We start from the raw sequence: 20,732 nt of genomic DNA on the forward strand, positions 1-20,732 counted from the left end.
CCTTCGAGAACCCCACCCCTTTCTCGAACCTCTTCGAGATCTTCCTGATCCTCGTCATCCCCTTCGCGCTGACCCGCACCTTCGGCAGGATGGCCGGCTCGATCCGGCAGGGCTACGCGATCCTCGCCACGATGGCGACGATCTGGCTCGGCTTCACCGCGCTGATGATGTGGACCGAGTTCCACCACGGGGGCCCGGCGTTCGACCTGGCCGGCGGGGCGATGGAGGGCAAGGAGACCCGGTTCGGGATCGGCGGCTCGTCGATCTTCGCGGTGGCCACCACCCTCACCTCCACCGGCGCCGTCAACTCCTTCCATTCCTCCTACACCGGCTTCGGCGGCGGCATCGAGATGCTCGGCATGCAGCTCGGCGAGATAGCACCCGGCGGAGTGGGCTCCGGCCTCTACGGCATGCTCGTGATGGCGATCATCGCGGTGTTCATCGCGGGCCTGATGGTCGGCCGTACACCGGAGTACCTGGGCAAGAAGATCGGCACCCGCGAGATCAAGCTGGCGGCCTGCTACATCCTCGTCACCCCGGCGCTCGTACTCGGCTTCACCGCCGTGTCGATGGCGCTGTCCACACCCAAGGACTCGATGCTCAACTCCGGGGCGCACGGCTTCTCCGAGATCCTGTACGCCTACACGTCCGGGGCCAACAACAACGGCTCGGCCTTCGGCGGCCTGAGCGCGGACACCAACTGGTTCAACACCACGATCGGGCTCGCCATGCTCCTCGGCCGCTTCCTGCCGATGGTGTTCGTCCTCGCGCTCGCCGGTTCGCTGGCCGAGCAGACACCGGTCCCGAAGACCGCGGGCACCCTGCGCACCGAGAAGCCGCTCTTCACCGGGTTGCTGGTCGGCACCATCATGATCATCACCGGTCTGACCTATTTCCCCGCACTCGCGCTGGGACCGCTCGCCGAGGGGCTGGCGTCATGAGCACACACACCAAGAGGCAAGAGATGGACCGACCGGACGCGGACCGACCGGACGCGGGCGGGACCGCCACCGCGACCCGCGCACCCCACCAGGACCTGCCCGGCGGCCACCGGCACGGCGACGAGGGCAAGGTCGGCGCGGGCCTCTTCGACCCCGCCCAGCTGCTGAAGTCCCTGCCCGACGCCTTCCGCAAGCTGCATCCGCGGACCATGGTCAAGTCGCCGGTCATGTTCGTGGTCCTGATCGGCTCGGTGGTCACCACCGCGCTCGCCGTGAAGGACCCGGGGGACTGGTTCGGCTGGGCGATCACCGTCTGGCTCTGGCTGACCACACTCTTCGCCAACCTCGCGGAGGCCGTCGCCGAGGGCCGCGGCAAGGCGCAGGCCGACACCCTGCGCAAGGCCAAGACCGACACCGTCGCACGCCGCCTGACCGGCGGCACCGAGGAGAGCGTCCCCGGCACCGAGCTGCGCATCGGCGACCTGGTGGTCTGCGAGGCGGGCGACATCATCCCCGGCGACGGTGACGTCGTCGAGGGCGTCGCCTCCGTCGACGAGTCCGCCATCACCGGCGAGTCGGCCCCCGTCATCCGCGAGTCCGGCGGCGACCGCTCGGCCGTCACGGGCGGTACGAAGGTCCTCTCCGACCGCATCGTCATCAAGATCACGACGAAGCCCGGCGAGACGTTCATCGACCGCATGATCAACCTCGTCGAGGGCGCGGCCCGCCAGAAGACGCCCAACGAGATCGCCCTGAACATCCTCCTGGCCTCCCTCACCATCGTCTTCCTGCTCGCGGTGGTGACCCTGAAGCCCTTCGCGATCTACGCCGGGGCCGACGACCAGACCTCGCTGATCGTCCTGGCGGCACTGCTCGTCTGCCTCATCCCGACCACCATCGGCGCGCTGCTCTCCGCGATCGGCATCGCGGGCATGGACCGCCTGGTCCAGCGCAACGTCCTCGCCATGTCGGGCCGGGCCGTCGAGGCCGCCGGGGACGTCTCCACCCTGCTCCTGGACAAGACCGGCACCATCACGCTCGGCAACCGCCAGGCCGCCGAGTTCGTCCCGGTACGCGGCACCACCGAGGCCGAGGTCGCCGACGCCGCCCAGCTCTCCTCGCTGGCCGACGAGACACCCGAGGGCCGCTCCATCGTCGTACTCGCCAAGGAGAAGTACGGCCTGCGCGAGCGCCATCAGGGCGAGCTGACCGGCGCCGAGTGGGTGGCGTTCACGGCTCAGACCCGCATGTCGGGCGTGGACGTGGAGGGCCGCAAGGTCCGCAAGGGCGCGACCGGTTCGGTCATCGCCTGGGTCAAGGAGCGCGGGGGAGAGGTCGCGAAGGATGCCCAGCAACTCACCGACGCCATTTCCCAGGCTGGTGGCACGCCGCTGCTTGTGGCTCTGGAGGACGCTGAGGGCGCCCGGGTCCTAGGGGTGATCCACCTCAAGGACGTGGTCAAGGAGGGCATGCGCGAGCGCTTCGACGAACTGCGCCGCATGGGCATCAAGACGGTCATGATCACCGGCGACAACCCGCTGACCGCCAAGGCGATCGCGGACGAGGCGGGCGTGGACGACTTCCTCGCCGAGGCCACGCCCGAGGACAAGATGGCGCTGATCAAGCGGGAGCAGGCCGGCGGCAAGCTGGTGGCGATGACGGGCGACGGCACCAACGACGCGCCCGCGCTCGCCCAGGCGGACGTGGGCGTGGCGATGAACACGGGTACGTCGGCCGCCAAGGAGGCCGGCAACATGGTCGACCTCGACTCGAACCCGACCAAGCTCATCGAGATCGTCGAGATCGGCAAGCAACTGCTCATCACCCGGGGCGCGTTGACGACGTTCTCGATCGCCAACGACGTGGCGAAGTACTTCGCGATCATCCCGGCGATGTTCGCGGTGGCGTACCCGTCGCTGGACAAGCTCAACATCATGGGCCTGACCTCCCCCGAATCCGCGATCCTCTCCGCGGTCATCTTCAACGCCCTGATCATCGTCGCCCTCGTGCCGCTGGCCCTGAAGGGCGTGCGGTACCGCCCGATGAGCGCCGACCGGATGCTCCGGCGCAACCTCGGCGTCTACGGCCTCGGCGGACTCGTCGCCCCGTTCATCGGCATCAAGGTCATCGACGTACTCCTCTCCCTCATCCCCGGAATCGGCTGACGCGACCATGAACAACTCCGTAGGAAACACCGCCCGCCTGCTCGGCGCGGGCCTGCGCGCCCTGCTGGTCCTCACCGTCATCTGCGGCGTCCTCTACCCGCTCGCGGTCACCGGAGTGGCCCAGACCCTCTTCCACGACAAGGCGAACGGCTCCGAGATCACGTCGGACGGCAAGGTCGTGGGCTCCGAACTCATCGCCCAGCGCTACGACCTCCCCCTGCGAAAGGGCCAGGAGACCCCCGCCCCCGACCTGAGGTGGTTCCAGCCGCGCCCCTCCAACGGCCTGGGCGAGAACAGCGTCAACACCCAGTACAAGCTGCTCCTGTCCGGCGCGACGAACCTGTCGGGTGACAGCAAGGAGCTGATCAAGCAGGTACGGGCCGCCAAGGCGGCGATCATCAAGGACAACTCCACCGCGACCCACAAGGTCACCCCCTCCTCCATCCCCGCCGACGCGGTCACCTCCTCCGCCTCGGGCCTGGACCCCCACATCTCCCCGGCCTACGCGGACCTCCAGGTCCACCGAGTGGCGGAGAAGAATCACGTGAGCGCGGCGCGAGTCCAGAAGCTGGTCGACGAGAACACAGAGGGCCGCACCCTGGGCTTCATGGGGGAGCCAAGGGTGAACGTCCTGCGCCTGAACATCGCCCTGAAGGACCTGACCGAACGGAGCCACGACTCCTGACCCGCCAAAGGCTCCGGTTCGGTTGAACCGGAGCCTTTGCCGGTCGAGGAAGCCGAGCGGTCGCCCCGCCCCCCCCAGAAAAGCAAAAGACCCCAGATCAACTGGGGTCTTGCTGGTGTCCGAGGGGGAACTTGAACTCTCCACTCGGGCACCAGCACTTTACTTAGCTGACCTGGGAGAACGCACCCGACACGCCACAGGCTTGACCAGCACCGTTGGTCATGCATTCCCCCTGTTTCGGGCCGTTTCGGACCGCTGTTGGTCATGCGTTGGTCACGTGATCAACCAGGGCAGGGCGGGCTTCCTTCGCTCATCCACCCAAGATCGTCTACCCGACAACGCAAATATTGGCGTTCCCGCATGGACGTCCCGCCCGACCGCGTCCTAGCGTCCTCTCAGCAGCAAGGACACGCCTTGCGCGGGAGGGTGGACCATCATGGCCCGCTTAACGGGCGACGTCGACGACCCGGAGTGCAACCAGAACGATTGCCCCAACCTGTACCGGACGAAGCGCGGCTCCATTATCGTCCAGGGCGACGTGTCCGACGCCTTCACGCCGTCTGACGGTGAGGGCCTGGTGGAGATTCCCGAGCACGTCCTTAGGGAGGCTTTCCGTGCTCTTGGGTGGTGACGCTTGGGCGGCCAAGTTCCGCGACTTTCAGAGCGAGGCATGGCGGCTCGAAACGCTGCCTGCGTACAACGTCCCACAGGAGGCCGAGGAGATCAGGGCTTTTCAAGCCGGGGAACGCATCGATCCTCACATGCACTCGAATGAGTACACCGAGGATCTGCAGCGTGTGCGACGCGAGGGTAAGAGTAAGGGGCGCGTGCATATCGTGACCCGTCCACTCTCGGACTACCTTCGCTACGAGTTCATGTACTACCGGCCGCATGTGTGGGCCGGTGAGGACATCCGGATTATGGATGTCACCGACCGGCCAAATCCCTTGGCGGGCGTCCAGGACTTCTGGATGTTCGACCGGCAAGAGGTCGTCCTCATGAACTATGAGGCGGACGGAACTCAGATCAACCGGGAAGTGTACGAGGGCAGCGTTAGCCCTTACTTGGAATACCAGCGAATCGCATTGGCCGAGTCGGTGCCCTTTGAGGAGTACGTGAAGGGCCTTGACGTTTGAGCCGCAGGAGCTAGGCCAGTCGAAGGCTGACCTAGCGGAGACTCTGAAGACACTACGCAAGCGAGCCGGACGCACTCAGGTCTGGCTCGCTAAGCGTACGAATATGTCTCAGACAAAGATCAGCAACATTGAGGGCGGGAAGCTGACCCCGTCCCTTGTCGACGTGGAGCTAGTTCTCCGAGCCCTGGACGCTCCGGCCGACATGGTGGCACAGGTGTCGGCCCTTGCCCGCACGGCCAACACAGAGTGGCAAGACGTGTGGTCGCAACGCCGTACGGGCCTAGAGAAGAAGCAGAACGAGCTAGCAGGCTTCGAGCAGTCGTCTACCGAGTTCCGGTACTTCCTCCTGTCCATGGTGACGGGCCTACTGGCGACGCCCGAATACGTGAGGGCGAGTCTCGCCGCCGTCCCCGGTGACCACAGCAAAGCCATCGGCAAGAAGCTGGAGCGACAGGCTGTCCTACACGACACGTCGAAACGGTTCACGTTCATTCTGACTGAGCAGGCAGTTAGATGGCCGTACCTTCCTTCGTCGGCAATGGCGATGCAGGTAGACCGACTCGTTTCTGTCAGTCGCCTGCCGAATGTACGTCTAGGTGTCATTCCCCTGGGTGGCCACATGCCGAATGCGCCACTGAATACGTTCACCGTCTATGACTCTCGGATAGCCACCGTGGAGACTTCGACCGGAGCAATGGTGTTTCGGGATCATCGGGACGTGTCGGCATACCTCAATGAGTTCAGTGTTTACGAGGGGTACGCAGTCTTCGGTGATGAGGCCAGGGAACGACTGTCCGAATGGGCTAGCGGCTTCCGATCGTGATCTTTACCCGACAACGCAAATAAGGCTAGAGGTCCCTGGCCGGTGGTCCGAGGATGTACTCATGCCGACCGAACCGAAGAGCCAGAGGAAGAAGTCACCGCAGGGTTGGCGGATGGACCCCATCCCAAGCCGTTCGGCATACCGGGATGATTGATGGGAACATTCGCATTCCTGTGTGGCTGACGAATAACGGTCGGCATGTGGCAGACACGGAAATGATTCCGCTCCCGTCTGAGGCGGCCTTACTGGCCGACAACCTGACCAATGCGATGCGGGACAACTCCAGGTCGGTGCTGCACGAGCTCTTTCGGGAGTCCGCGACGGCCCTTGCCCCTGGCGTTGTGTACGTGTCGAAGTCGGATCAGTACCAGCTCTGAGTCTGTCCCTCCCCAGCATTGATCTCACAGGAAGGCAGACCCATGCCCGAAACCGACCTGTACAGCCTGCCCATCGACGGCGCCACGTTCCTCAAGGCGTGCGGGGGCAACACGCACCCCGACGGCGAGTCCTGCGCCACGCTGGCGAAGATCGGCCCCGACGCGTGGGCGCTGGGCGACAGCAAGCGGCCCGGTGCGGAGCCGTTGCGCTTCACCACCGAGGAACTGAACGCGGCCGGTATCGCCCCGGCCCGCTTCGGCCTGTCCGCCTGACGGCCACTCTGTGCCCCCGGCCCTGACTCACCCCCGAGAGGCAGGGCCGGTCGGGCGCCCCTCCTCTTCCTGCTCTGAACGGGACGACAGTTGCACCACCACGGCTACCTGTGGACCGGCTCCAAGCAACGGTTCGATGACGAGGCACTGAGACGGCCCCCACACCCTGACCCTCCTCCGGCCGATAAGCCGGAGCTGTTCGCAAGGTACAAGGAAGTGAAGGCGGAGTTCCCCACCGTGGACCTGCCACCGCTGGAAACGGCCCATTGGCTGATCAAGCCCGCGACGTTGGTGCGCGGCACCTGGGAGGAGCCGAAGGAAGCGGCGGAATGGCTCGGGCAACGACTGGCGGAGTGCGCGCCCCGGTTCGCCTGCGAGACGGATCGCGACAGTACGCGGCTGGCGCTGCTGGTCCACTCCGCTGCGGAACGGCTGGGTTGGGGTGGAGATGTGTCCCACGGCTTCTACCTGGAGAGGCCCGCATTTCTGTCCGTAGCTCTGGTGACGTGCTCCCCGAACCGTGCCGCACCGGACCTTGCCTGCCCGGCCGTCCGCATCTGATGAGGGGAGCGCACCACGATGCCCCGTTCCATCCTGCGGTATACGAAGCACCGGATCACTCAGCAGCCGGACACAGCGTTGACGTTCGAGGCGAAGTGCCTGACGTGCGCCTGGGAGGCTAAGCCTGCGTCGGACGGCGCCACCGTCGATGTGGAGTGCATGAGCCACACCGGCCGAACGGGACACGCCCGGTTCCGACGCCTGTGCACATCGGTCGCCCTGGTCGAACGAGCGGAGTAGGCCCGAAGCAACAAAGCGAGCCCCGGCCCATTTCTGGCCGGGGCTCGCTTTGTTGGTTGATTAGAGGAGTGCTCGGAACGGGTTGGCGTCGAGCGGTTCCAGGCGCTTGGGTTCGGGCGTGGGCTCCGGGGCCTGCCTGGGAGTCGGGCGGTAAGCGTCCATCTGCACAACCGTTGCGCGGTTCTCATCACGCTTCGAGTCAGCCGGCCGAGAACCCCGTAGAGGTCTCCGCTAACGCCCGGCACCACTCGCCTGGCTACACCATGAGCCGCTAAGGCAGGCGTCGCGCCGAGGGAGCCAAGAAGCTGGCTGCGTCCAGCGCCTCTCGAATCGGCCCTGCAACCCTGGTCTGACCTGGGGAATCTCTGGGCTGTTGGTCACGTGGTCGGTCACGCCGTACCCCAGAAAAGCAAAAAACCCCAGGTGAACTGGGGTCTTGCCGGTGTCCGAGGGGGGACTTGAACCCCCACGCCCGTTAAAGGGCACTAGCACCTCAAGCTAGCGCGTCTGCCATTCCGCCACCCGGACCAGGTGTCTGTCCTCGCGGGGTGTTCCCCGCGGCGACACAGAGAACATTACCAGGCTTCCCGGGGCACTCGATCACCCCCCGGCACGCCTGTGAACTGCGGATGACGACACCCGCCCGGCCTTGGGCGCGGAGCCGGGGAGAGGGAGGATGAGGGGGACCACCAGCAGCGAATGCGGGAGGAGCCCAGCGTGAGCGGGTCCAGCACGGGCAAGGCCGTCACCGGTGAGGACGAGGTCGTCGACCTCTGCCGCGAACTGATCCAGATCGATACGAGCAACTACGGCGACCACTCGGGCCCGGGAGAGCGCAAGGCGGCCGAGTACGTCGCCGAGAAGCTCGCCGAGGTCGGTCTGGAGCCGAAGATCTTCGAGTCCCATCCCGGCAGGGCCTCCACCGTGGCGCGGATCGAGGGCGAGGACCCGTCGAGGCCGGCGCTGCTCATCCACGGCCACACCGACGTCGTACCGGCCAACGCCATGGACTGGACGCACCACCCGTTCTCCGGGGAGATCGCGGACGGGTGCGTCTGGGGCCGGGGCGCCGTCGACATGAAGGACATGGACGCGATGACCCTCGCGGTCGTCCGGGAGCGGATGCGCAGCGGCCGCAAGCCCCCGCGCGACATCGTCCTCGCCTTCCTCGCCGACGAGGAGGCGGGCGGCACGTACGGCGCGCGCTACCTCGTCGACAACCACCCCGACCTCTTCGAGGGGTGCACGGAGGCGATCAGCGAGGTCGGCGGCTTCTCCTTCACCGTCAACGAGAACCTGCGGCTCTACCTCGTCGAGACGGCCCAGAAGGGCATGCACTGGATGAAGCTGACCGTGGACGGCACCGCCGGCCACGGATCGATGATCCACAGGGACAACGCGATCACCGAGCTGAGCGAGGCCGTCGGACGCCTCGGGCGGCACAAGTTCCCCGTGCGGGTCACCAAGACGCTCCGGCACTTCCTCGACGAGCTGGGCGACGCCCTCGGCACCGAGCTGGACCCGGAGAACATGGACGAGACGCTCGCCAAGCTCGGCGGCATCGCCAAGCTCATCGGCGCCTCCCTCCAGAACACCGCCAACCCCACGCAGCTCGGCGCCGGGTACAAGGTGAACGTGATCCCCGGCCAGGCCACCGCGCACGTCGACGGCCGCTACCTGCCGGGTTACGAGGAGGAGTTCCTCGCCGACCTGGACCGCATCCTCGGCCCGAACGTCAGGCGCGAGGACGTGCACGCCGACAAGGCCCTGGAGACCACCTTCGACGGCGCGCTCGTCGACGCCATGCAGACCGCCCTGCGCGCCGAGGACCCGATCGCGCGCGCCGTGCCGTACATGCTCTCCGCCGGCACGGACGCCAAGTCCTTCGACGACCTCGGCATCCGCGGCTTCGGCTTCGCGCCGCTGAAGCTGCCGCCGGAGCTGGACTTCGCGGGCATGTTCCACGGCGTCGACGAGCGGGTGCCGGTGGACGGTCTCAAGTTCGGAGTCCGCGTCCTCGACCGTTTCATCGACGCTTCCTGACGGCAATCAGCCGCTCTCGGACCGGAAACCGCCCGCTTCGCGAGCCGAAAAAAACGACTCTCCAATAATCGTCAGCGCGTACGTATGTGCCTGAGAAGAGTGAAAGGAGCCCCCGGCTCGTAGCCCTCCACCCGCCTCCTCGTTACAGGTGGTGCAGTCCGCGGCTGGGACTGCATTGCCAACTAGGAGGAATAATGATCAAGAAGGTCGTCGCTGCTGCGGCTGCCACTGGTGGTCTGGTGCTCGCTGGTGCGGGCATCGCCACCGCCGACGCCGGTGCCCAGGGTGCCGCCGTGAACTCTCCCGGTGTCGCGTCGGGCAACGTTATCCAGGTGCCCGTGCACGTTCCGGTGAACGCCTGCGGCAACACGGTCAACGTGATCGGGCTGCTGAACCCCGCCTTCGGCAACACCTGCATCAACAAGTGACGTTGTGCCTCACCCCTTGAGGGGCTGAGTCCGTCGGCCCCGGAGCGCACGCCATGCGCTCCGGGGCCGACGGGCATTCCACGTCCGGGCGAGCACGTCCGTACGTACTTCGGAAGGTAAAAGGCAGGGAACAGCTATGCGACAGGTCACGCGCAAAGGCCTGATCACCGTGGCGGCCGCGACCGGCGTACTCGCCGCGTCCGGCGGCTACGCACACGCGGACTCGACCGCCCAAGGGGGCAGTGCGAACTCGCCCGGCGTTCTGTCGGGCAACTCCGTCCAGGCGCCCGTCGACATCCCCGTCAACGTGTGCGGCAACACCGTGAACGTCGTCGGGCTCCTCAACCCCGCGGCGGGCAACAACTGCGTCAACTCGTCCGGCAAGGGCGGCGGCGGTCCGCACAAGCCCGGCGGGGGGGCCAAGGCCCAGGGCCACACCAGTGGCTCTCCCGGCGTGGGCTCCGGAAACAATGTCCAGCTCCCGGTGGACGTCCCGGTCAACGTCTGTGGCAACAGCGTCACCGTCGTCGGCCTCGCCAACCCGGCCACCGGCAACAACTGCGCCAACGAATCCGGCAAGACGACTCCGCCGGGCCACGAGAAGCCCCCGACGGACCCGGAGCACCCGGGGAAGCCGGAGCAGCCGGGCAAGCCGGAACACCCCGGTAAGCCGGATAACCCCGGTAAGCCGGGTAAGCCGGGCAAGCCTGGTAAGCCCCACGAGCCGGGCGATCACGCGAAGCCGAACCACCCGGGCACGCAGACCGTCAGCCAGCCCAAGGGGACCCCGCAGCTCGCGGAGACCGGTAGCTCGCTGCCCATCGGCATCGCGCTGCCGGCCGGTGCGGGCGTCCTGCTTGCGGGCGCCGTGCTCTACCGGAGGGCGCGGGCGTCCGCCTGAGCCCCCCGTGTGCGACAGCGGCGGAACGGAGCGGGCCCCGGTCCCGGGGCCCGCTCCGCTCTGTCTGTCTCTCTTTCGTCAGCCGCGGGCCTGCCCGGGCTCACCAGGTGGCCCGCACCTGGCGGATGATCCGCCGCCTCAGCCGCACTCTGCGGCTGCCGTCGGGGTGCAGACTCAGGCGGTCCAACTCCCAGTGTCCGTACTCAGCGTGGTCCGTCAGCAGGCGTGTGGCTTCCTTGCGGGTGACCCCGCGCGGTACGTACACGTCGACAAATTCGTATTCCGGCATCGCATCTATTGTGCGGACACGGGCCCGGTACGGATAGCGTCTGCACTATGTCTGATGCTGCGCAGCCCACCGCTGCCGAGGTACGTGCCGCCGCCGAGGCGGTCAAGACCGCGCTCGACCGCCACCTGGCCGCGGTCGAACGCAGGTCGGGCGAGGACGATCCGGCCGTGTACGAGGCGTTCAACGAACTCGCCGCGGCCGCCGAGGAGTACGACGAACTCCTCTACGACCGCTACGACGAGGTCACCCCCTTTGAGATCCCCGGCTCCGAGGACGCGCTGCCGCCGTACCAGGGCCCGGACGAGGCCAACGCCCTGAGCGTGCTGATCCGCCGCGACTACGCCGTGGCGGAGCCGCAGCGGCTCCTCGCCCAGGCCCAGCGGGTCGCCGACATCGACACGGGCGGGCAGGGTGGCGCCGGTCCGGCCGATACGGTGCACGGCGCGCTCGGTCTCCTCTTCGGTGAGTTCGAACCGGACGAAATCGCCTCACGGCACAAGGAGTTCGGCCTGGAGGAAGGAGACTCCACGCTCTGGGTCACCGCGGCGGACACCCCCGCCGAGCCGGGGGAGTGGCTCGACGCCCCCTTCGACCAGGCCGACCCGCACCGCGTGGTGTGCCGCTTCGACGTCAGCGCGGTCTTCGACGACGAACTGGACGACGAAGGCCTCGACGGTCTCGACGCGGACCCCGACATCGACCCGGACGTGCCGGTGCCCCTCGACGAGATCGACGAGATCGACGACACCGAGGAGCCGGACGGAACCGGCGGCACGGAACCGGACCTCCGACGCGCCGACCGCTGACGACGACCACGCCCACTCCCTCAGCCGCGCCGCCCCTCACCGGGGGCGGCGCGCCTGCTTGTGCCGGTGGGGGCGGGCTCCGCGTAGGCGGTCCGACCAGGGCTGGGCTCCGCTCAGGTCGTCTCGGCAGGGCACGGGCCCGGCGCAGGCCGTCCGGCCGGGGGCCCGCGCAGACCGTCCGGCCGAGGCGGTCGGCTCCGCTCACGTCGTGGAGCTGAGAAGGGCGGGCTCCGTGCAGGCCGTTCCGGCCAGGGCGCGGGCTCCGCTTAGACGTCCGGCCGGGGGCGGGCCCGCAGGCGTCTGGCCGAGGCAGCCGGCTCCGCTCAGGCCGTCCGGCTGAGGAGGGTGGGCTCTGCGCAGGCCGTCCGACCAGGGCGCGGGTGCCGCTCAGGTCGTCTGGCCAGGGCGCGGGTCCCGCTCAGGCTGGCCGGCCGAGGTCGTGGGCCCCGCGCAGGCCGTCCGGCCAGGGCGCCGGCCCCGCACAGGCTGCCTGGCCGAGGGGGCTGGCCCCGCGCAGGCCGCCTGGCCGAGGGGACCGGTCCCGCTCAGGGCGTTGCCGACGGGACCTGGGGGCTCAGCAGCGTGCGCAGGCGGGTCGTGCGGGCCTTCCATGGGCGCTCCGCCACCGCCCGTGGCAGGGCCTGCTCTACGCCCTGCACTACCGACAGGTGCCGCTCGCCCCGGGTGAACGCCGTGTAGACCCACGGCCTGGTCAGCGACTGTGCCGCGTCGCCGGGGAGCACCACGACCACCGCGGGCCAGCGCAGGCCCGTCGCCTGGTGTGCCGTGAGCGCCCAGGCGTGCCGCACCTCCTGCTCCACCCGCTCCTTGCGTACGAGGACGGGGGCGCCGTCACACTCCAGGTGCAGCCCCTCCGCGTCGGCCCGCACCACACGGCCGAGCGTCGTGCGGCCCGGCGCCGGGACGTGGGCGACCCGGTCGCCGGGGTCGAAGCCGCCGAACCGGCCGGGGCCCGGATTCAGCCGTTCCTTCAGCGCGGCGTTGAGCGCGCGGGTGCCCGCCGCACCGCCATGTCCGGGCGTGATGACCTGCGTCTGCTCCGCGGGCACCCCGATCGCCCGAGGCACCGAGTCGGCGACGAGCTGCACGGTGCGGTGGATCGCCTCGGGGGCGTCGCGCACCGGGACGAGCACGACCTCCTTGCCGGGCGCCTCGACCTGCTGCAGCTCGCCGATGCCGATGCCGGACGTCAACTCCCCGAGGGGACCCGGGTCCGGGGTGCGGGAGACGATCTGCGGGCAGCAGCGGGCGGCCACGAGGTCGGCGAAGACCCGCCCGGGGCCCGCCGACCACAGCACCCCCGGGTCGCCGCTGAGGACCAGGCGGGCGCCGTCCGGCAGGGACTCCACCAGCATCGCGGCGCTCTCCACGTCCAGCTGCGGGGCATCCAGGACCACCAGGAGGTCGAGCGCGAGGGCGCCGTCGGCGTCACGCCCCGGCCCCTGCTCCCCGGAGAGCAGCCCCGCCACCGTCACGGCCGCCTCGTCCAGACCGGTCGCCCCTGCCAGGCGGCGGCGTCCGTCGGCGCTGTGGGCAGCGGCGCACACCCGCAGACCGAGCGCCGAGGCCGCCGTCACCAGCGCGGCGGGCTCGGCACGCGCCGCCTCGCCGCCGGAGTGCAGCACGAGGCCGTGCCCGGCGGCGGCGCGGATCAGCTCGGCGGCGGAGCCGGACGCCTGCGCCGCCGCGGCCTCCCACTCGGCGGCCTCGGGACCCGGACCGCCTTCCTTGGGCAGCGAGTTGATGACCCGGGCGAGTCCGTCGGCGAGGCTCTCCTCCGCCATCGCATACCGCTCAAGGCCGATCAGGACGCGTACCGGACGCTCCTGCTCGCCCTCAGCGCCCTCCTCGCCAGCCTCCCCGTCCCGCGCGCCCGCGTCGTCCGAGCGCTGGACCGGCACCTCGGCTCCTTCGAGGGCGTCCTGGAAGACCAGGGCGTCGCCCTCGGCCAGGGCGCCCTGGATCGCGCCGTCCGGATCCGGCACCGCGCGCTGCCCCAGCGCGGCGGTCAGCGCCGGCACGTCCAGCGCCGTATGCCCCGCGAGGGCCGCCTGCTCAAGGAGCCAGACGGTGATCGCCCTGCCCCTGCGCTCGTCGTCGGGCCCGCACGCGGAGCCGAGCAGCGCCCTGGCGAACCCGTCGGCCTGCTCCGGCCGGACCCCGGCGACCCGCAGCAACTGCCAAGGGTCCGCACGCAACCGTTCATCGGCGCCCTCGCCGAGCGCGGTCACCGTCGGCGCGGCGAGCGCGGCGGGGGCGCCGCCCTCGGCGAGCACGGCGGCGACCGCTTCGACGGCCTCCCGCGCGGGCTCCGCCACCGCCGGCCGCCGCGGGCGCACGGGCTCCTGAGCGGGCGTCGGCGCGGGCCTGCGGCGCGCGGGCTCCGGCTCCCGGAAGGCGCTGGCGACGGGCTTCTCGCCGCTCTCCACGGCGCGGACGGCGGCCAGCAGATCGGCAGCCGTGCCGCTGAGCTTCGCCCCCGCCTCGATCGGCCCCTCCTTCGAGGCCTTGCGCTGCTCGATGCGCTCCCGCAACTCCCGCTGCGCGGCGATCTCCGCCTCGGCCTCGGACAGCTCGGCCTTGCCGTCGGCGGGGCTCTCGACCGAACCCTCGGCAGCATCCTCGACGGTCTCCGCAGCCCCAGCGGTCTCGGCAGCCTCAGCGGTCCCGGTGGCCTCCACGGCGGCGGTCTCGACCTCCGGTTCGCCCTCGGAGTCCCGCTCGGCCTCAACCTCGGCGTCGGTCTCGACCTCGGCCTCGGACTCCTTCGCGGCGGCGGGTTCCGTACTCACAGCGTGCTCCAGTCGTGATCGGGATAGCGGTGCACGGGCGCCGACACATCGTCGAGCGCCTGGCAGATCTCGTCAGGAAGACTAAGGGTCTCCACTGACAACGCGGCCGTGAGCTGCTGCGCGTTGCGCGCGCCGACGATCGGCGCCGTCACTCCCGGGCGGTCCCGCACCCACGCGAGGGCGACCTGGAGCGGGGTCGCCGCCAGCCCGTCGGCGGCCGTCGCGAGGGCCTCGACGATCTGCCCCGCCGCGTCGTCGAGGTAGGGCGCGACGAAGGGCGCCATGTGGTCGGAGCCGCCGCGCGAGTCGGCGGGTGTGCCGTGGCGGTACTTGCCGGTGAGCACTCCCCGGCCCAGCGGGGAGGAGGGCAGCAGACCGATGCCCAGGTCGACGGCGGCGGGCAGGACCTCGCGCTCGATGCCGCGCTGGAGCAGGGAGTACTCCATCTGCGTACTGGCGATGCGGGTGCGCGTGCCCGGCATGGCCAGCTGCCAGGTCGCGGCCTTGGCGAGCTGCCAGCCGCAGAAGTTGGAGACCCCGGCATAGCGGGCGCGGCCGCTGCTGACCGCGATGTCGAGGGCCTGCAAGGTCTCGTCCAGGGGCGTGGCCGGATCGAAGGCGTGCACCTGCCACAGGTCCACATACTCCGTGCCGAGACGGGCGAGGGAGGCGTCGAGGGCGGAGAGCAGATGGCCCCGCGAGCCGTCGAAGCGCCGCACGGGGTCGGGCACGCTGCCCGCCTTGGTGGCGATGATCAGATCGCGCCGGGGCACGAGCCGCTCGACCAGGCGGCCGAGCAGATACTCGCTCTCCCCGTCGCCGTACACATCAGCGGTGTCGACGAGGGTGCCGCCCGCCTCCCAGAACACCTTCAACAGATCGGCGGCGTCGCTCTCCTCCGTGTGGCCCCAGGTGAGGGTGCCGAGTCCGATCCGGGACACACGCAGGCCGGTCCGGCCGAGATGCCTCTGCTCCATGGGCGCTGAGATTACTGGCCGGGCCCCGGCGGCGGGTGAGCCTGTGGACAAACCGGCGACTGTGGAGAACCCGGCCACTCGTGAGGGGAACCGAGCGGCCCCTGACGGATCGGGCAGGTGCGCGCTACAGTCCCCGCACAGGGACGTTACTCATGAGTACAGCGGTTAGGGGATCGGCCATGCAGCTCGGGATCAACCTCGGTTACTGGGGCGCCGGGATGGACGCGGACAACCTCGCGGTCGCCAGGGAGGCCGACAAGCTCGGCTACGCGGTCTGCTGGGCGGCGGAGGCGTACGGCTCGGACGCCGCGACGGTGCTCTCCTGGGTGGCCGCGCAGACCGAACGCATCGACATCGGATCCGCGATCTTCCAGATCCCGGCGCGGCAGCCCGCGATGACCGCGATGACGGCCGCCACCCTCGACTCGCTCTCCGGCGGCCGGTTCCGCCTGGGCCTCGGCGTCTCGGGCCCGCAGGTCTCGGAGGGCTGGTACGGCGTGAAGTTCGACAAGCCGCTGGCCCGCACGCGCGAGTACGTCGACATCGTCCGCAAGGCGATGGCCCGCGAGCGCCTCACCCACGAGGGCGAGCACTGGACGCTGCCGCTGCCCGGCGGCCCCGGCAAGCCCCTCAAGCTGACCGTCCACCCCCAGCGCGAGCACATCCCGCTCTACATCGCCGCGATCGGCCCCAAGAACCTGGAGCAGACCGGCGAGATCGCCGACGGCGCCCTGCTGATCTTCCCGGCCGCCGAGCACCTGGAGGAGACCGCGCTGCGCCACCTGCGCGCCGGGCGCGAGAAGGCCGGCAAGACCATGGACGGCTTCGACGTCGTCCCGACGCTGCCGATCGCACTCGGCGAGGACAGCCGGATCGACACCCTCGCGGACATGTTCCGGCCCTACACCGCGCTGTACGTGGGCGGCATGGGCAGCCCCAAGCAGAACTTCTACAACCAGCTCGCGCGGCGCATGGGGTACGAGAAGGAGGCCGCCGAGATCCAGGAAAAGTACCTGGCGGGCGACAAGGACGGCGCGGCCGCCGCCATCCCGCGGCAGCTGATCGACTCGACGGCGCTGCTCGGTTCCGTGGAGCGGATCGCCGACCGGATGCAGGCCTACGCGGCGGCCGGTGTCACCACGCTCACGCTGTCGCCGGCGGGCTTCACGCTGGAGGAGCGGATCGCCGCGCTGCGGGCCGGCACCGAGGCGCTGGAGCGTGCCGGTCTGGCGTAACGCGAGAGGGAGATTTCCGCGGCCGTGGTGGGGGCTCGGGGGGTCTTCCCCGCCACGGCCGTCACGGGACACAACGCCTTACGCGGCCCCTCGGTTACGGCCTGATGGCCGCAGCCGCCGTCGTTCGTTCGGCGGAGGCGGCCGGTACATCTGTTGCTCCGGGATGAACCTCGCACTTGACTCGTTCTTCGCGAAGGTTTGCGTACAGGGACGTACCGGTGCATGGAGGTACCAGTGATGCTGTCGGCCAGAGGTGTCTTCGAGGAGATCCTCGCCCACGACGAGTCGTTCCGGCTCTTCTGCTCCATCGCCGCCAGCGGTGAGGCCCAGGGCGGCTGGGAGAACGGCCGCATCGCCGTCCTCGTCCCGGACGACGAGCACGCCCTCGTACCCAAGATCGCCCGGCACGGCGCGGACGAGGACAAGCACGGCCGGATCTTCCACGCGCTCATGAAGAAGCGCGGCCTGCGGCCCGTCGAGGTGCCGCACGAGACCGACTACACGATGCTCCTGGAGAAGCACGGCATCGGCCTCGCCCACGAACAGCTCAAGTCCGACCTGCCGCTGACCGTGCGGGACATCGTCACGTATCTCGCGCACAGCAGGGTCACCGAGCAGCGCGCCGCCGAACAGATGCGGTTGCTGCTCAAGCACTTCGCCGACCACCCGGACATCGGCCGCGCGGTGCGGATGATCTCGCACGACGAGGACAACCACCTGGCGTACTGCCACGAGGAGTTGCTGCGCTTCGCCGCAGCCGGGCACGGCCACACCATCCAGCGCACCCTGCGCGAGTGCGCGCTCGCCGAGATCCGTATCTACCGCGACGTGAGCCTCGCCGTGATGGAGCGCATGGGACACATCCTGGCCTGGCCCCACGCCAAGCGCAGGGTGCTCGCCGCGGGCATCCACACGGTGTACGCGTACGAACGCATGGGCGGCTGGCGGCGCTTGGTCTCCCTGCGACTGCCCGAGCGGCGCGACGCCCTGGGCGGCCCCGCGGCCCCGGCGCCCGAATTCGCCTAGGACCCGTCCGGGCGTGGGCTACATCCAGCCCCGGTGCTTGAACATGCGGTACAGGGCCACTTCCAGGACGGCCATCAGGATGATCACGGCCGGGTAGGTCCACGTCCAGTGCAGCTCCGGCATGTGGTCGAAGTTCATGCCGTAGACCCCCGCGATCATCGTGGGGACCGCCGCCATCGCCGCCCAGGCCGAGATCTTCCGCATGTCGTCGTTCTGCCGCACGCTCATCTGCGCCAGATGCGCGGAGAGGATGTCCGAGACCAGGCGGTCCAGGCCCTCCACCGATTCGTTGACGCGCGTCAGGTGGTCGTTGACGTCCCGGAAGAAGGGCTGCGCCGTCTCGTCCACGAAGGGCACGGCCGGCCCGAAGGGGCCCGCTCCGGAGAGGCGTGCCAGCGGCAGCGAGAGGGGGCCGGTGGCACGGCGGAATTCGAGGATCTGCCGCTTGAAGTTGTAGATCCGGGACGCCGTGTGACGCGAGCCGCCGCCGTCCGGGGAGAAGACCTCCGTCTCCAGGACCTCCAGGTCGGCCTGCAACTCGTCGGCGACCTCCAGATAGTGGTCCACGGAGGCGTCGGCGATCGAGTACAGGACCGCCGTCGGACCGTGCTTGAGCACGTCCGGATCGGCCTCCAGGCGGTGGCGCACGACGCCGAGCGGGGCGCCCTCGCCGTGGCGGACGGTCACCACGAACGAGTCGCCCATGAAGATCATGACCTCGCCGGAGGAGACGGCGTCGCTGTCCGGCTCGTACACGACCGGCTTGAGGACCACGAAGAGCGAGTCGTCGTAGACCTCCAGCTTGGGCCGCTGATGAGCCTTGAGGGCGTCCTCCACGGCCAGCGGATGCAGACCGAACTCCTCGCTGACCTTGTCGAACTCCGCCGCCGTCGGCTCATGCAGCCCGATCCAGACGAACGCCTCGTCGGAGGTCCGCGCCTCGTCGAGGGCATCGGAGAAGTCGAGAGGGCCCTCGCTGCGGCGCCCCTCGCGGTAAATGGCACAGTCGACAATCACATCGCGCATTCTTCCCGGTCACCCCAGAGGTATCACTCCCTCGGCGCTTACGCTGGACCGCATGCCCACGCTGCTCCTCGTCCGGCACGGACGCTCCACCGCCAATACCGCGGGCCTGCTCGCCGGGTGGACCCCCGGCGTGGCCCTCGACGAGCGTGGCGCCGCGCAGGCCGCCGCGCTGCCCGCCCGGCTGGCCGACGTGCCCCTCGCCGAGGTCGTCACCAGCCCTCTCCAGCGCTGCCGCGAGACCGTCGCGCCGCTGCTCGCCGCCCGCCCCGGGCTCCACGCGCACACCGAGGACCGCATCGGGGAGTGCGACTACGGCGACTGGTCGAACCGCAAGCTCGCCGAGCTGGCCGACGACCCGCTCATGCAGGTCGTACAGCAGCATCCGTCCGCCGCCGCGTTCCCCGGCGGCGAGTCCATGCGGGCCATGCAGACACGGGCCGCCGAAGCGGTGCGCGAGTGGAACGCGCGCGTGGAGCGCGAGCACGGCGAGGACGCCGTCTACCTGATGTGCTCGCACGGCGACATCATCAAGTCCCTCGTCGCGGAGGCCCTCGGGCTCCACCTAGACCTCTTCCAGCGCATCTCCGTGGAGCCCTGCTCCGTCACCGCCATCCGCTACACCCGGCTGCGCCCCTTCCTCGTACGCCTCGGGGACACCGGCGACTTCGCCTCGCTCGCCCCCCGGGAGGAGCCGCCGGGCGGCGACGCCACCGTGGGGGGCGGTGCGGGCGCACCGTGATCGTCGCCCGCAGTAGGGTGAAGCGGGCTGAAGCAGGCCCAGGTAGTTGAAGCACCCCCCTTTGCAGTCGATCCCATGGAGACAGGACGTGTCCCGTCAGGTGTTCCTCTACGACCCCCCGGAGCGTTTCGTCGCGGGAACGGTCGGGCTGCCAGGACGGCGTACGTTCTTCCTCCAGGCCTCGGCCGGCGTCCGGGTGACCAGCGTCGCCCTGGAGAAGACCCAGGTGGCCGCCCTCGCCGAACGCATGGAGGAACTGCTCGACGAGGTCGTGCGCCGCAGCGGGGGCAACGCCGCCGTACCGGCCGTGGCGCCCGCCGAGATCACCGACAGCGCGCCGCTCGACTCCCCGGTGGAGGAGGAGTTCCGCGTCGGCACGATGGCCCTCGCCTGGGACGGCGAGGAGGAGCGGATGATCGTCGAGGCGCAGGCCCTCGTCGAGCTGGACGCCGACTCCGACGACGACCTCGCCGAGGCCGAGGAGAAGCTCCTCCAGGACGAGGAGAACGGCCCGCCGATGTTGCGCGTGCGGCTCACCGGGGCCCAGGCCCGCGCCTTCGCCAAGCGCGCCCTCGACGTCGTGAACGCGGGCCGCCCGCCGTGCCCGCTGTGCAGCCTCCCGCTCGACCCGGAAGGACACGTATGCCCGCGCCAGAACGGATACCGGCGGGGAGCGTGACCGCCGACCCCGTCGCACTCCTCACCCACGGGGAGCTGACCGTGCGCGGGCAGATCCGTGAGGCCTCGAACGCGGTGCTCTATTGCACCATCGCGTACGAGGGCGAGGAAGCCGCCTGCGTCTACAAACCGGTCGCCGGGGAGCGGCCCCTGTGGGACTTCCCCGACGGCACGCTCGCCCAGCGCGAGGTCGCCGCGTACGAGGTGTCGCGGGCCACGGGCTGGGACCTCGTACCGCCCACCGTGCTGCGCGACGGCCCCTACGGCCAGGGCATGTGCCAGCTGTGGATCGAGCCCTCCGGGGACGAGGCGCTGCTCGCCCTGGTCGACGCCGACGAGCCCGACGACGGCTGGAAGGCGGTCGGCCGGGCCCAGGTCGACGAGGAGCGCACCGCGCTGCTCGTCCACGCGGACGACGCCCGGCTGCGGCGGCTCGCCGTGCTCGACGCGGTGATCAACAACGGCGACCGCAAGGGCGGCCACCTGCTGGCCGCCGGCGGACGCCTCTACGGCATCGACCACGGCGTCACCTTCCACGCCGAGGACAAGCTGCGCACGCTGCTGTGGGGG

At 69.7% G+C, this 20,732-nt stretch carries 22 protein-coding genes and 1 tRNA gene; 18 read left to right on the forward strand and 5 right to left on the reverse strand.

Annotated features, from left to right (window positions below; genetic code table 11):
• The 9 genes from kdpA to GKQ77_RS34220 form a co-directional block, all read left to right on the forward strand.
• A partial coding sequence (gene kdpA, locus GKQ77_RS10095; RefSeq protein WP_219688378.1) for a potassium-transporting ATPase subunit KdpA occupies positions 1 to 941 on the forward strand: 941 nt, incomplete at its 5' end.
• Positions 942 to 964: 23 nt separating this feature from the next.
• The gene (gene kdpB, locus GKQ77_RS10100; RefSeq protein ID WP_219688393.1) at positions 965 to 3,106 is read left to right on the forward strand and encodes a potassium-transporting ATPase subunit KdpB; all 2,142 of its coding nucleotides are present in this window, start codon (positions 965 to 967) and stop codon (positions 3,104 to 3,106) included.
• 7 nt (positions 3,107 to 3,113) lie between these two features.
• Entirely contained in the window at positions 3,114 to 3,791 is a 678-nt protein-coding gene (locus GKQ77_RS10105) for a potassium-transporting ATPase subunit C (protein ID WP_219688379.1), read from the forward strand.
• A gap of 436 nt (positions 3,792 to 4,227) precedes the next feature.
• Positions 4,228 to 4,422: a hypothetical protein gene (locus tag GKQ77_RS33255; protein WP_258021102.1), complete on the forward strand. Its 195-nt coding sequence runs from the start codon at positions 4,228 to 4,230 to the stop codon at positions 4,420 to 4,422.
• Complete coding sequence (locus GKQ77_RS10110; RefSeq protein WP_219688380.1) at positions 4,406 to 4,927, forward strand: DUF6879 family protein; 522 nt, start codon at positions 4,406 to 4,408, stop codon at positions 4,925 to 4,927. Before GKQ77_RS33255 ends, GKQ77_RS10110 begins: the two co-directional genes overlap by 17 nt.
• Complete coding sequence (locus GKQ77_RS10115; RefSeq protein WP_219688381.1) at positions 4,917 to 5,750, forward strand: helix-turn-helix domain-containing protein; 834 nt, start codon at positions 4,917 to 4,919, stop codon at positions 5,748 to 5,750. The genes GKQ77_RS10110 and GKQ77_RS10115 overlap by 11 nt, the downstream gene beginning before the upstream one ends.
• Before the next feature lie 419 nt (positions 5,751 to 6,169).
• Complete coding sequence (locus GKQ77_RS10120; RefSeq protein WP_219688382.1) at positions 6,170 to 6,400, forward strand: DUF397 domain-containing protein; 231 nt, start codon at positions 6,170 to 6,172, stop codon at positions 6,398 to 6,400.
• A gap of 90 nt (positions 6,401 to 6,490) precedes the next feature.
• Positions 6,491 to 6,961, forward strand: a complete 471-nt coding sequence (locus tag GKQ77_RS10125; protein WP_219688383.1) for a hypothetical protein — start codon at positions 6,491 to 6,493, stop codon at positions 6,959 to 6,961.
• A gap of 18 nt (positions 6,962 to 6,979) precedes the next feature.
• Complete coding sequence (locus GKQ77_RS34220) at positions 6,980 to 7,201, forward strand: DUF7848 domain-containing protein (protein ID WP_443728914.1); 222 nt, start codon at positions 6,980 to 6,982, stop codon at positions 7,199 to 7,201.
• A gap of 443 nt (positions 7,202 to 7,644) precedes the next feature.
• Here the strand turns inward: GKQ77_RS34220 and GKQ77_RS10130 are convergent.
• Positions 7,645 to 7,729: transfer RNA gene (locus tag GKQ77_RS10130), tRNA-Leu, on the reverse strand.
• 171 nt (positions 7,730 to 7,900) lie between these two features.
• Between GKQ77_RS10130 and GKQ77_RS10135 the strand changes: the two genes are divergently transcribed.
• The 3 genes from GKQ77_RS10135 (at position 7,901) to GKQ77_RS33855 (ending at position 10,573) form a co-directional block, all read left to right on the forward strand.
• Positions 7,901 to 9,244, forward strand: a complete 1,344-nt coding sequence (locus GKQ77_RS10135; RefSeq protein WP_219688384.1) for a M20/M25/M40 family metallo-hydrolase — start codon at positions 7,901 to 7,903, stop codon at positions 9,242 to 9,244.
• 194 nt (positions 9,245 to 9,438) lie between these two features.
• Positions 9,439 to 9,672 carry a chaplin ChpH gene (gene chpH, locus GKQ77_RS10140; RefSeq protein ID WP_219688385.1) on the forward strand — a complete coding sequence of 78 codons (234 nt, stop codon included), beginning with the start codon at positions 9,439 to 9,441 and terminating at the stop codon, positions 9,670 to 9,672.
• A 136-nt stretch (positions 9,673 to 9,808) separates the two neighbouring features.
• Positions 9,809 to 10,573, forward strand: a complete 765-nt coding sequence (locus GKQ77_RS33855; protein ID WP_219688386.1) for a chaplin — start codon at positions 9,809 to 9,811, stop codon at positions 10,571 to 10,573.
• Positions 10,574 to 10,673: 100 nt separating this feature from the next.
• Here GKQ77_RS33855 and GKQ77_RS10150 read toward each other — a convergent pair whose 3' ends face one another.
• The gene (locus tag GKQ77_RS10150) at positions 10,674 to 10,862 is read right to left on the reverse strand and encodes a DUF5703 family protein (protein ID WP_030778823.1); all 189 of its coding nucleotides are present in this window, start codon (positions 10,860 to 10,862) and stop codon (positions 10,674 to 10,676) included.
• Positions 10,863 to 10,909: 47 nt separating this feature from the next.
• Between GKQ77_RS10150 and GKQ77_RS10155 the strand changes: the two genes are divergently transcribed.
• Entirely contained in the window at positions 10,910 to 11,668 is a 759-nt protein-coding gene (locus tag GKQ77_RS10155; RefSeq protein ID WP_219688387.1) for a hypothetical protein, read from the forward strand.
• Positions 11,669 to 12,213: 545 nt separating this feature from the next.
• On the opposite strand, the gene GKQ77_RS10160 is transcribed toward GKQ77_RS10155, so the two are convergent.
• Entirely contained in the window at positions 12,214 to 14,481 is a 2,268-nt protein-coding gene (locus GKQ77_RS10160; RefSeq protein ID WP_308117612.1) for a helix-hairpin-helix domain-containing protein, read from the reverse strand.
• On the reverse strand, positions 14,478 to 15,458 hold the full coding sequence (locus tag GKQ77_RS10165; protein ID WP_219688388.1) for an aldo/keto reductase: 981 nt from the start codon (positions 15,456 to 15,458) through the stop codon (positions 14,478 to 14,480). The genes GKQ77_RS10160 and GKQ77_RS10165 overlap by 4 nt, the downstream gene beginning before the upstream one ends.
• A gap of 179 nt (positions 15,459 to 15,637) precedes the next feature.
• On the opposite strand from GKQ77_RS10165, the gene GKQ77_RS10170 reads away from it, so the two are divergent.
• Together GKQ77_RS10170 and GKQ77_RS10175 are read left to right on the forward strand one after the other, a co-directional pair.
• Positions 15,638 to 16,693 (forward strand): LLM class F420-dependent oxidoreductase, encoded by a 1,056-nt coding sequence (locus tag GKQ77_RS10170; RefSeq protein WP_219688389.1) that lies wholly within the window; start codon positions 15,638 to 15,640, stop codon positions 16,691 to 16,693.
• A gap of 237 nt (positions 16,694 to 16,930) precedes the next feature.
• The gene (locus GKQ77_RS10175; RefSeq protein WP_219688390.1) at positions 16,931 to 17,719 is read left to right on the forward strand and encodes a ferritin-like domain-containing protein; all 789 of its coding nucleotides are present in this window, start codon (positions 16,931 to 16,933) and stop codon (positions 17,717 to 17,719) included.
• Between the two features lie 18 nt (positions 17,720 to 17,737).
• Here GKQ77_RS10175 and corA read toward each other — a convergent pair whose 3' ends face one another.
• A complete protein-coding gene (gene corA, locus GKQ77_RS10180) occupies positions 17,738 to 18,736 on the reverse strand; it encodes a magnesium/cobalt transporter CorA (RefSeq protein ID WP_219688395.1) in 999 nt (332 codons plus the stop codon).
• Positions 18,737 to 18,797: 61 nt separating this feature from the next.
• Here corA and GKQ77_RS10185 point away from each other — a divergent pair, with 61 nt between their 5' ends.
• The 3 genes from GKQ77_RS10185 to GKQ77_RS10195 form a co-directional block, all read left to right on the forward strand.
• Positions 18,798 to 19,484: a histidine phosphatase family protein gene (locus tag GKQ77_RS10185; protein ID WP_219688391.1), complete on the forward strand. Its 687-nt coding sequence runs from the start codon at positions 18,798 to 18,800 to the stop codon at positions 19,482 to 19,484.
• An 88-nt stretch (positions 19,485 to 19,572) separates the two neighbouring features.
• The gene (locus GKQ77_RS10190; protein ID WP_125511741.1) at positions 19,573 to 20,163 is read left to right on the forward strand and encodes a DUF3090 domain-containing protein; all 591 of its coding nucleotides are present in this window, start codon (positions 19,573 to 19,575) and stop codon (positions 20,161 to 20,163) included.
• Positions 20,127 to 20,732, forward strand: a 606-nt coding sequence (locus GKQ77_RS10195; protein ID WP_219688392.1) for an SCO1664 family protein, incomplete at its 3' end; no start/stop codon positions are given. The genes GKQ77_RS10190 and GKQ77_RS10195, both read left to right, overlap by 37 nt.

This window comes from Streptomyces anatolicus, from assembly GCF_019400875.1.
In the GTDB taxonomy this organism is placed as follows: Bacteria; Actinomycetota; Actinomycetes; order Streptomycetales; family Streptomycetaceae; genus Streptomyces; species Streptomyces anatolicus.

What these genes read in the sequence shown, in the direction of transcription:
- GKQ77_RS10155 (WP_219688387.1), top strand. Translation starts at nt 10,910, where the DNA reads ATGTCTGATGCTGCGCAGCCCACCGCTGCCGAGGTACGTGCCGCCGCC.
- GKQ77_RS10165 (WP_219688388.1), bottom strand. Translation starts at nt 15,458, where the DNA reads ATGGAGCAGAGGCATCTCGGCCGGACCGGCCTGCGTGTGTCCCGGATC.
- GKQ77_RS33855 (WP_219688386.1), top strand. Translation starts at nt 9,809, where the DNA reads ATGCGACAGGTCACGCGCAAAGGCCTGATCACCGTGGCGGCCGCGACC.
- GKQ77_RS10150 (WP_030778823.1), bottom strand. Translation starts at nt 10,862, where the DNA reads ATGCCGGAATACGAATTTGTCGACGTGTACGTACCGCGCGGGGTCACC.
- GKQ77_RS10135 (WP_219688384.1), top strand. Translation starts at nt 7,901, where the DNA reads ATGCGGGAGGAGCCCAGCGTGAGCGGGTCCAGCACGGGCAAGGCCGTC.
- GKQ77_RS34220 (WP_443728914.1), top strand. Translation starts at nt 6,980, where the DNA reads ATGCCCCGTTCCATCCTGCGGTATACGAAGCACCGGATCACTCAGCAG.
- GKQ77_RS10170 (WP_219688389.1), top strand. Translation starts at nt 15,638, where the DNA reads ATGCAGCTCGGGATCAACCTCGGTTACTGGGGCGCCGGGATGGACGCG.
- chpH (WP_219688385.1), top strand. Translation starts at nt 9,439, where the DNA reads ATGATCAAGAAGGTCGTCGCTGCTGCGGCTGCCACTGGTGGTCTGGTG.
- kdpB (WP_219688393.1), top strand. Translation starts at nt 965, where the DNA reads ATGGACCGACCGGACGCGGACCGACCGGACGCGGGCGGGACCGCCACC.
- GKQ77_RS10175 (WP_219688390.1), top strand. Translation starts at nt 16,931, where the DNA reads ATGCTGTCGGCCAGAGGTGTCTTCGAGGAGATCCTCGCCCACGACGAG.
- GKQ77_RS10185 (WP_219688391.1), top strand. Translation starts at nt 18,798, where the DNA reads ATGCCCACGCTGCTCCTCGTCCGGCACGGACGCTCCACCGCCAATACC.
- GKQ77_RS10120 (WP_219688382.1), top strand. Translation starts at nt 6,170, where the DNA reads ATGCCCGAAACCGACCTGTACAGCCTGCCCATCGACGGCGCCACGTTC.
- GKQ77_RS33255 (WP_258021102.1), top strand. Translation starts at nt 4,228, where the DNA reads ATGGCCCGCTTAACGGGCGACGTCGACGACCCGGAGTGCAACCAGAAC.
- GKQ77_RS10105 (WP_219688379.1), top strand. Translation starts at nt 3,114, where the DNA reads ATGAACAACTCCGTAGGAAACACCGCCCGCCTGCTCGGCGCGGGCCTG.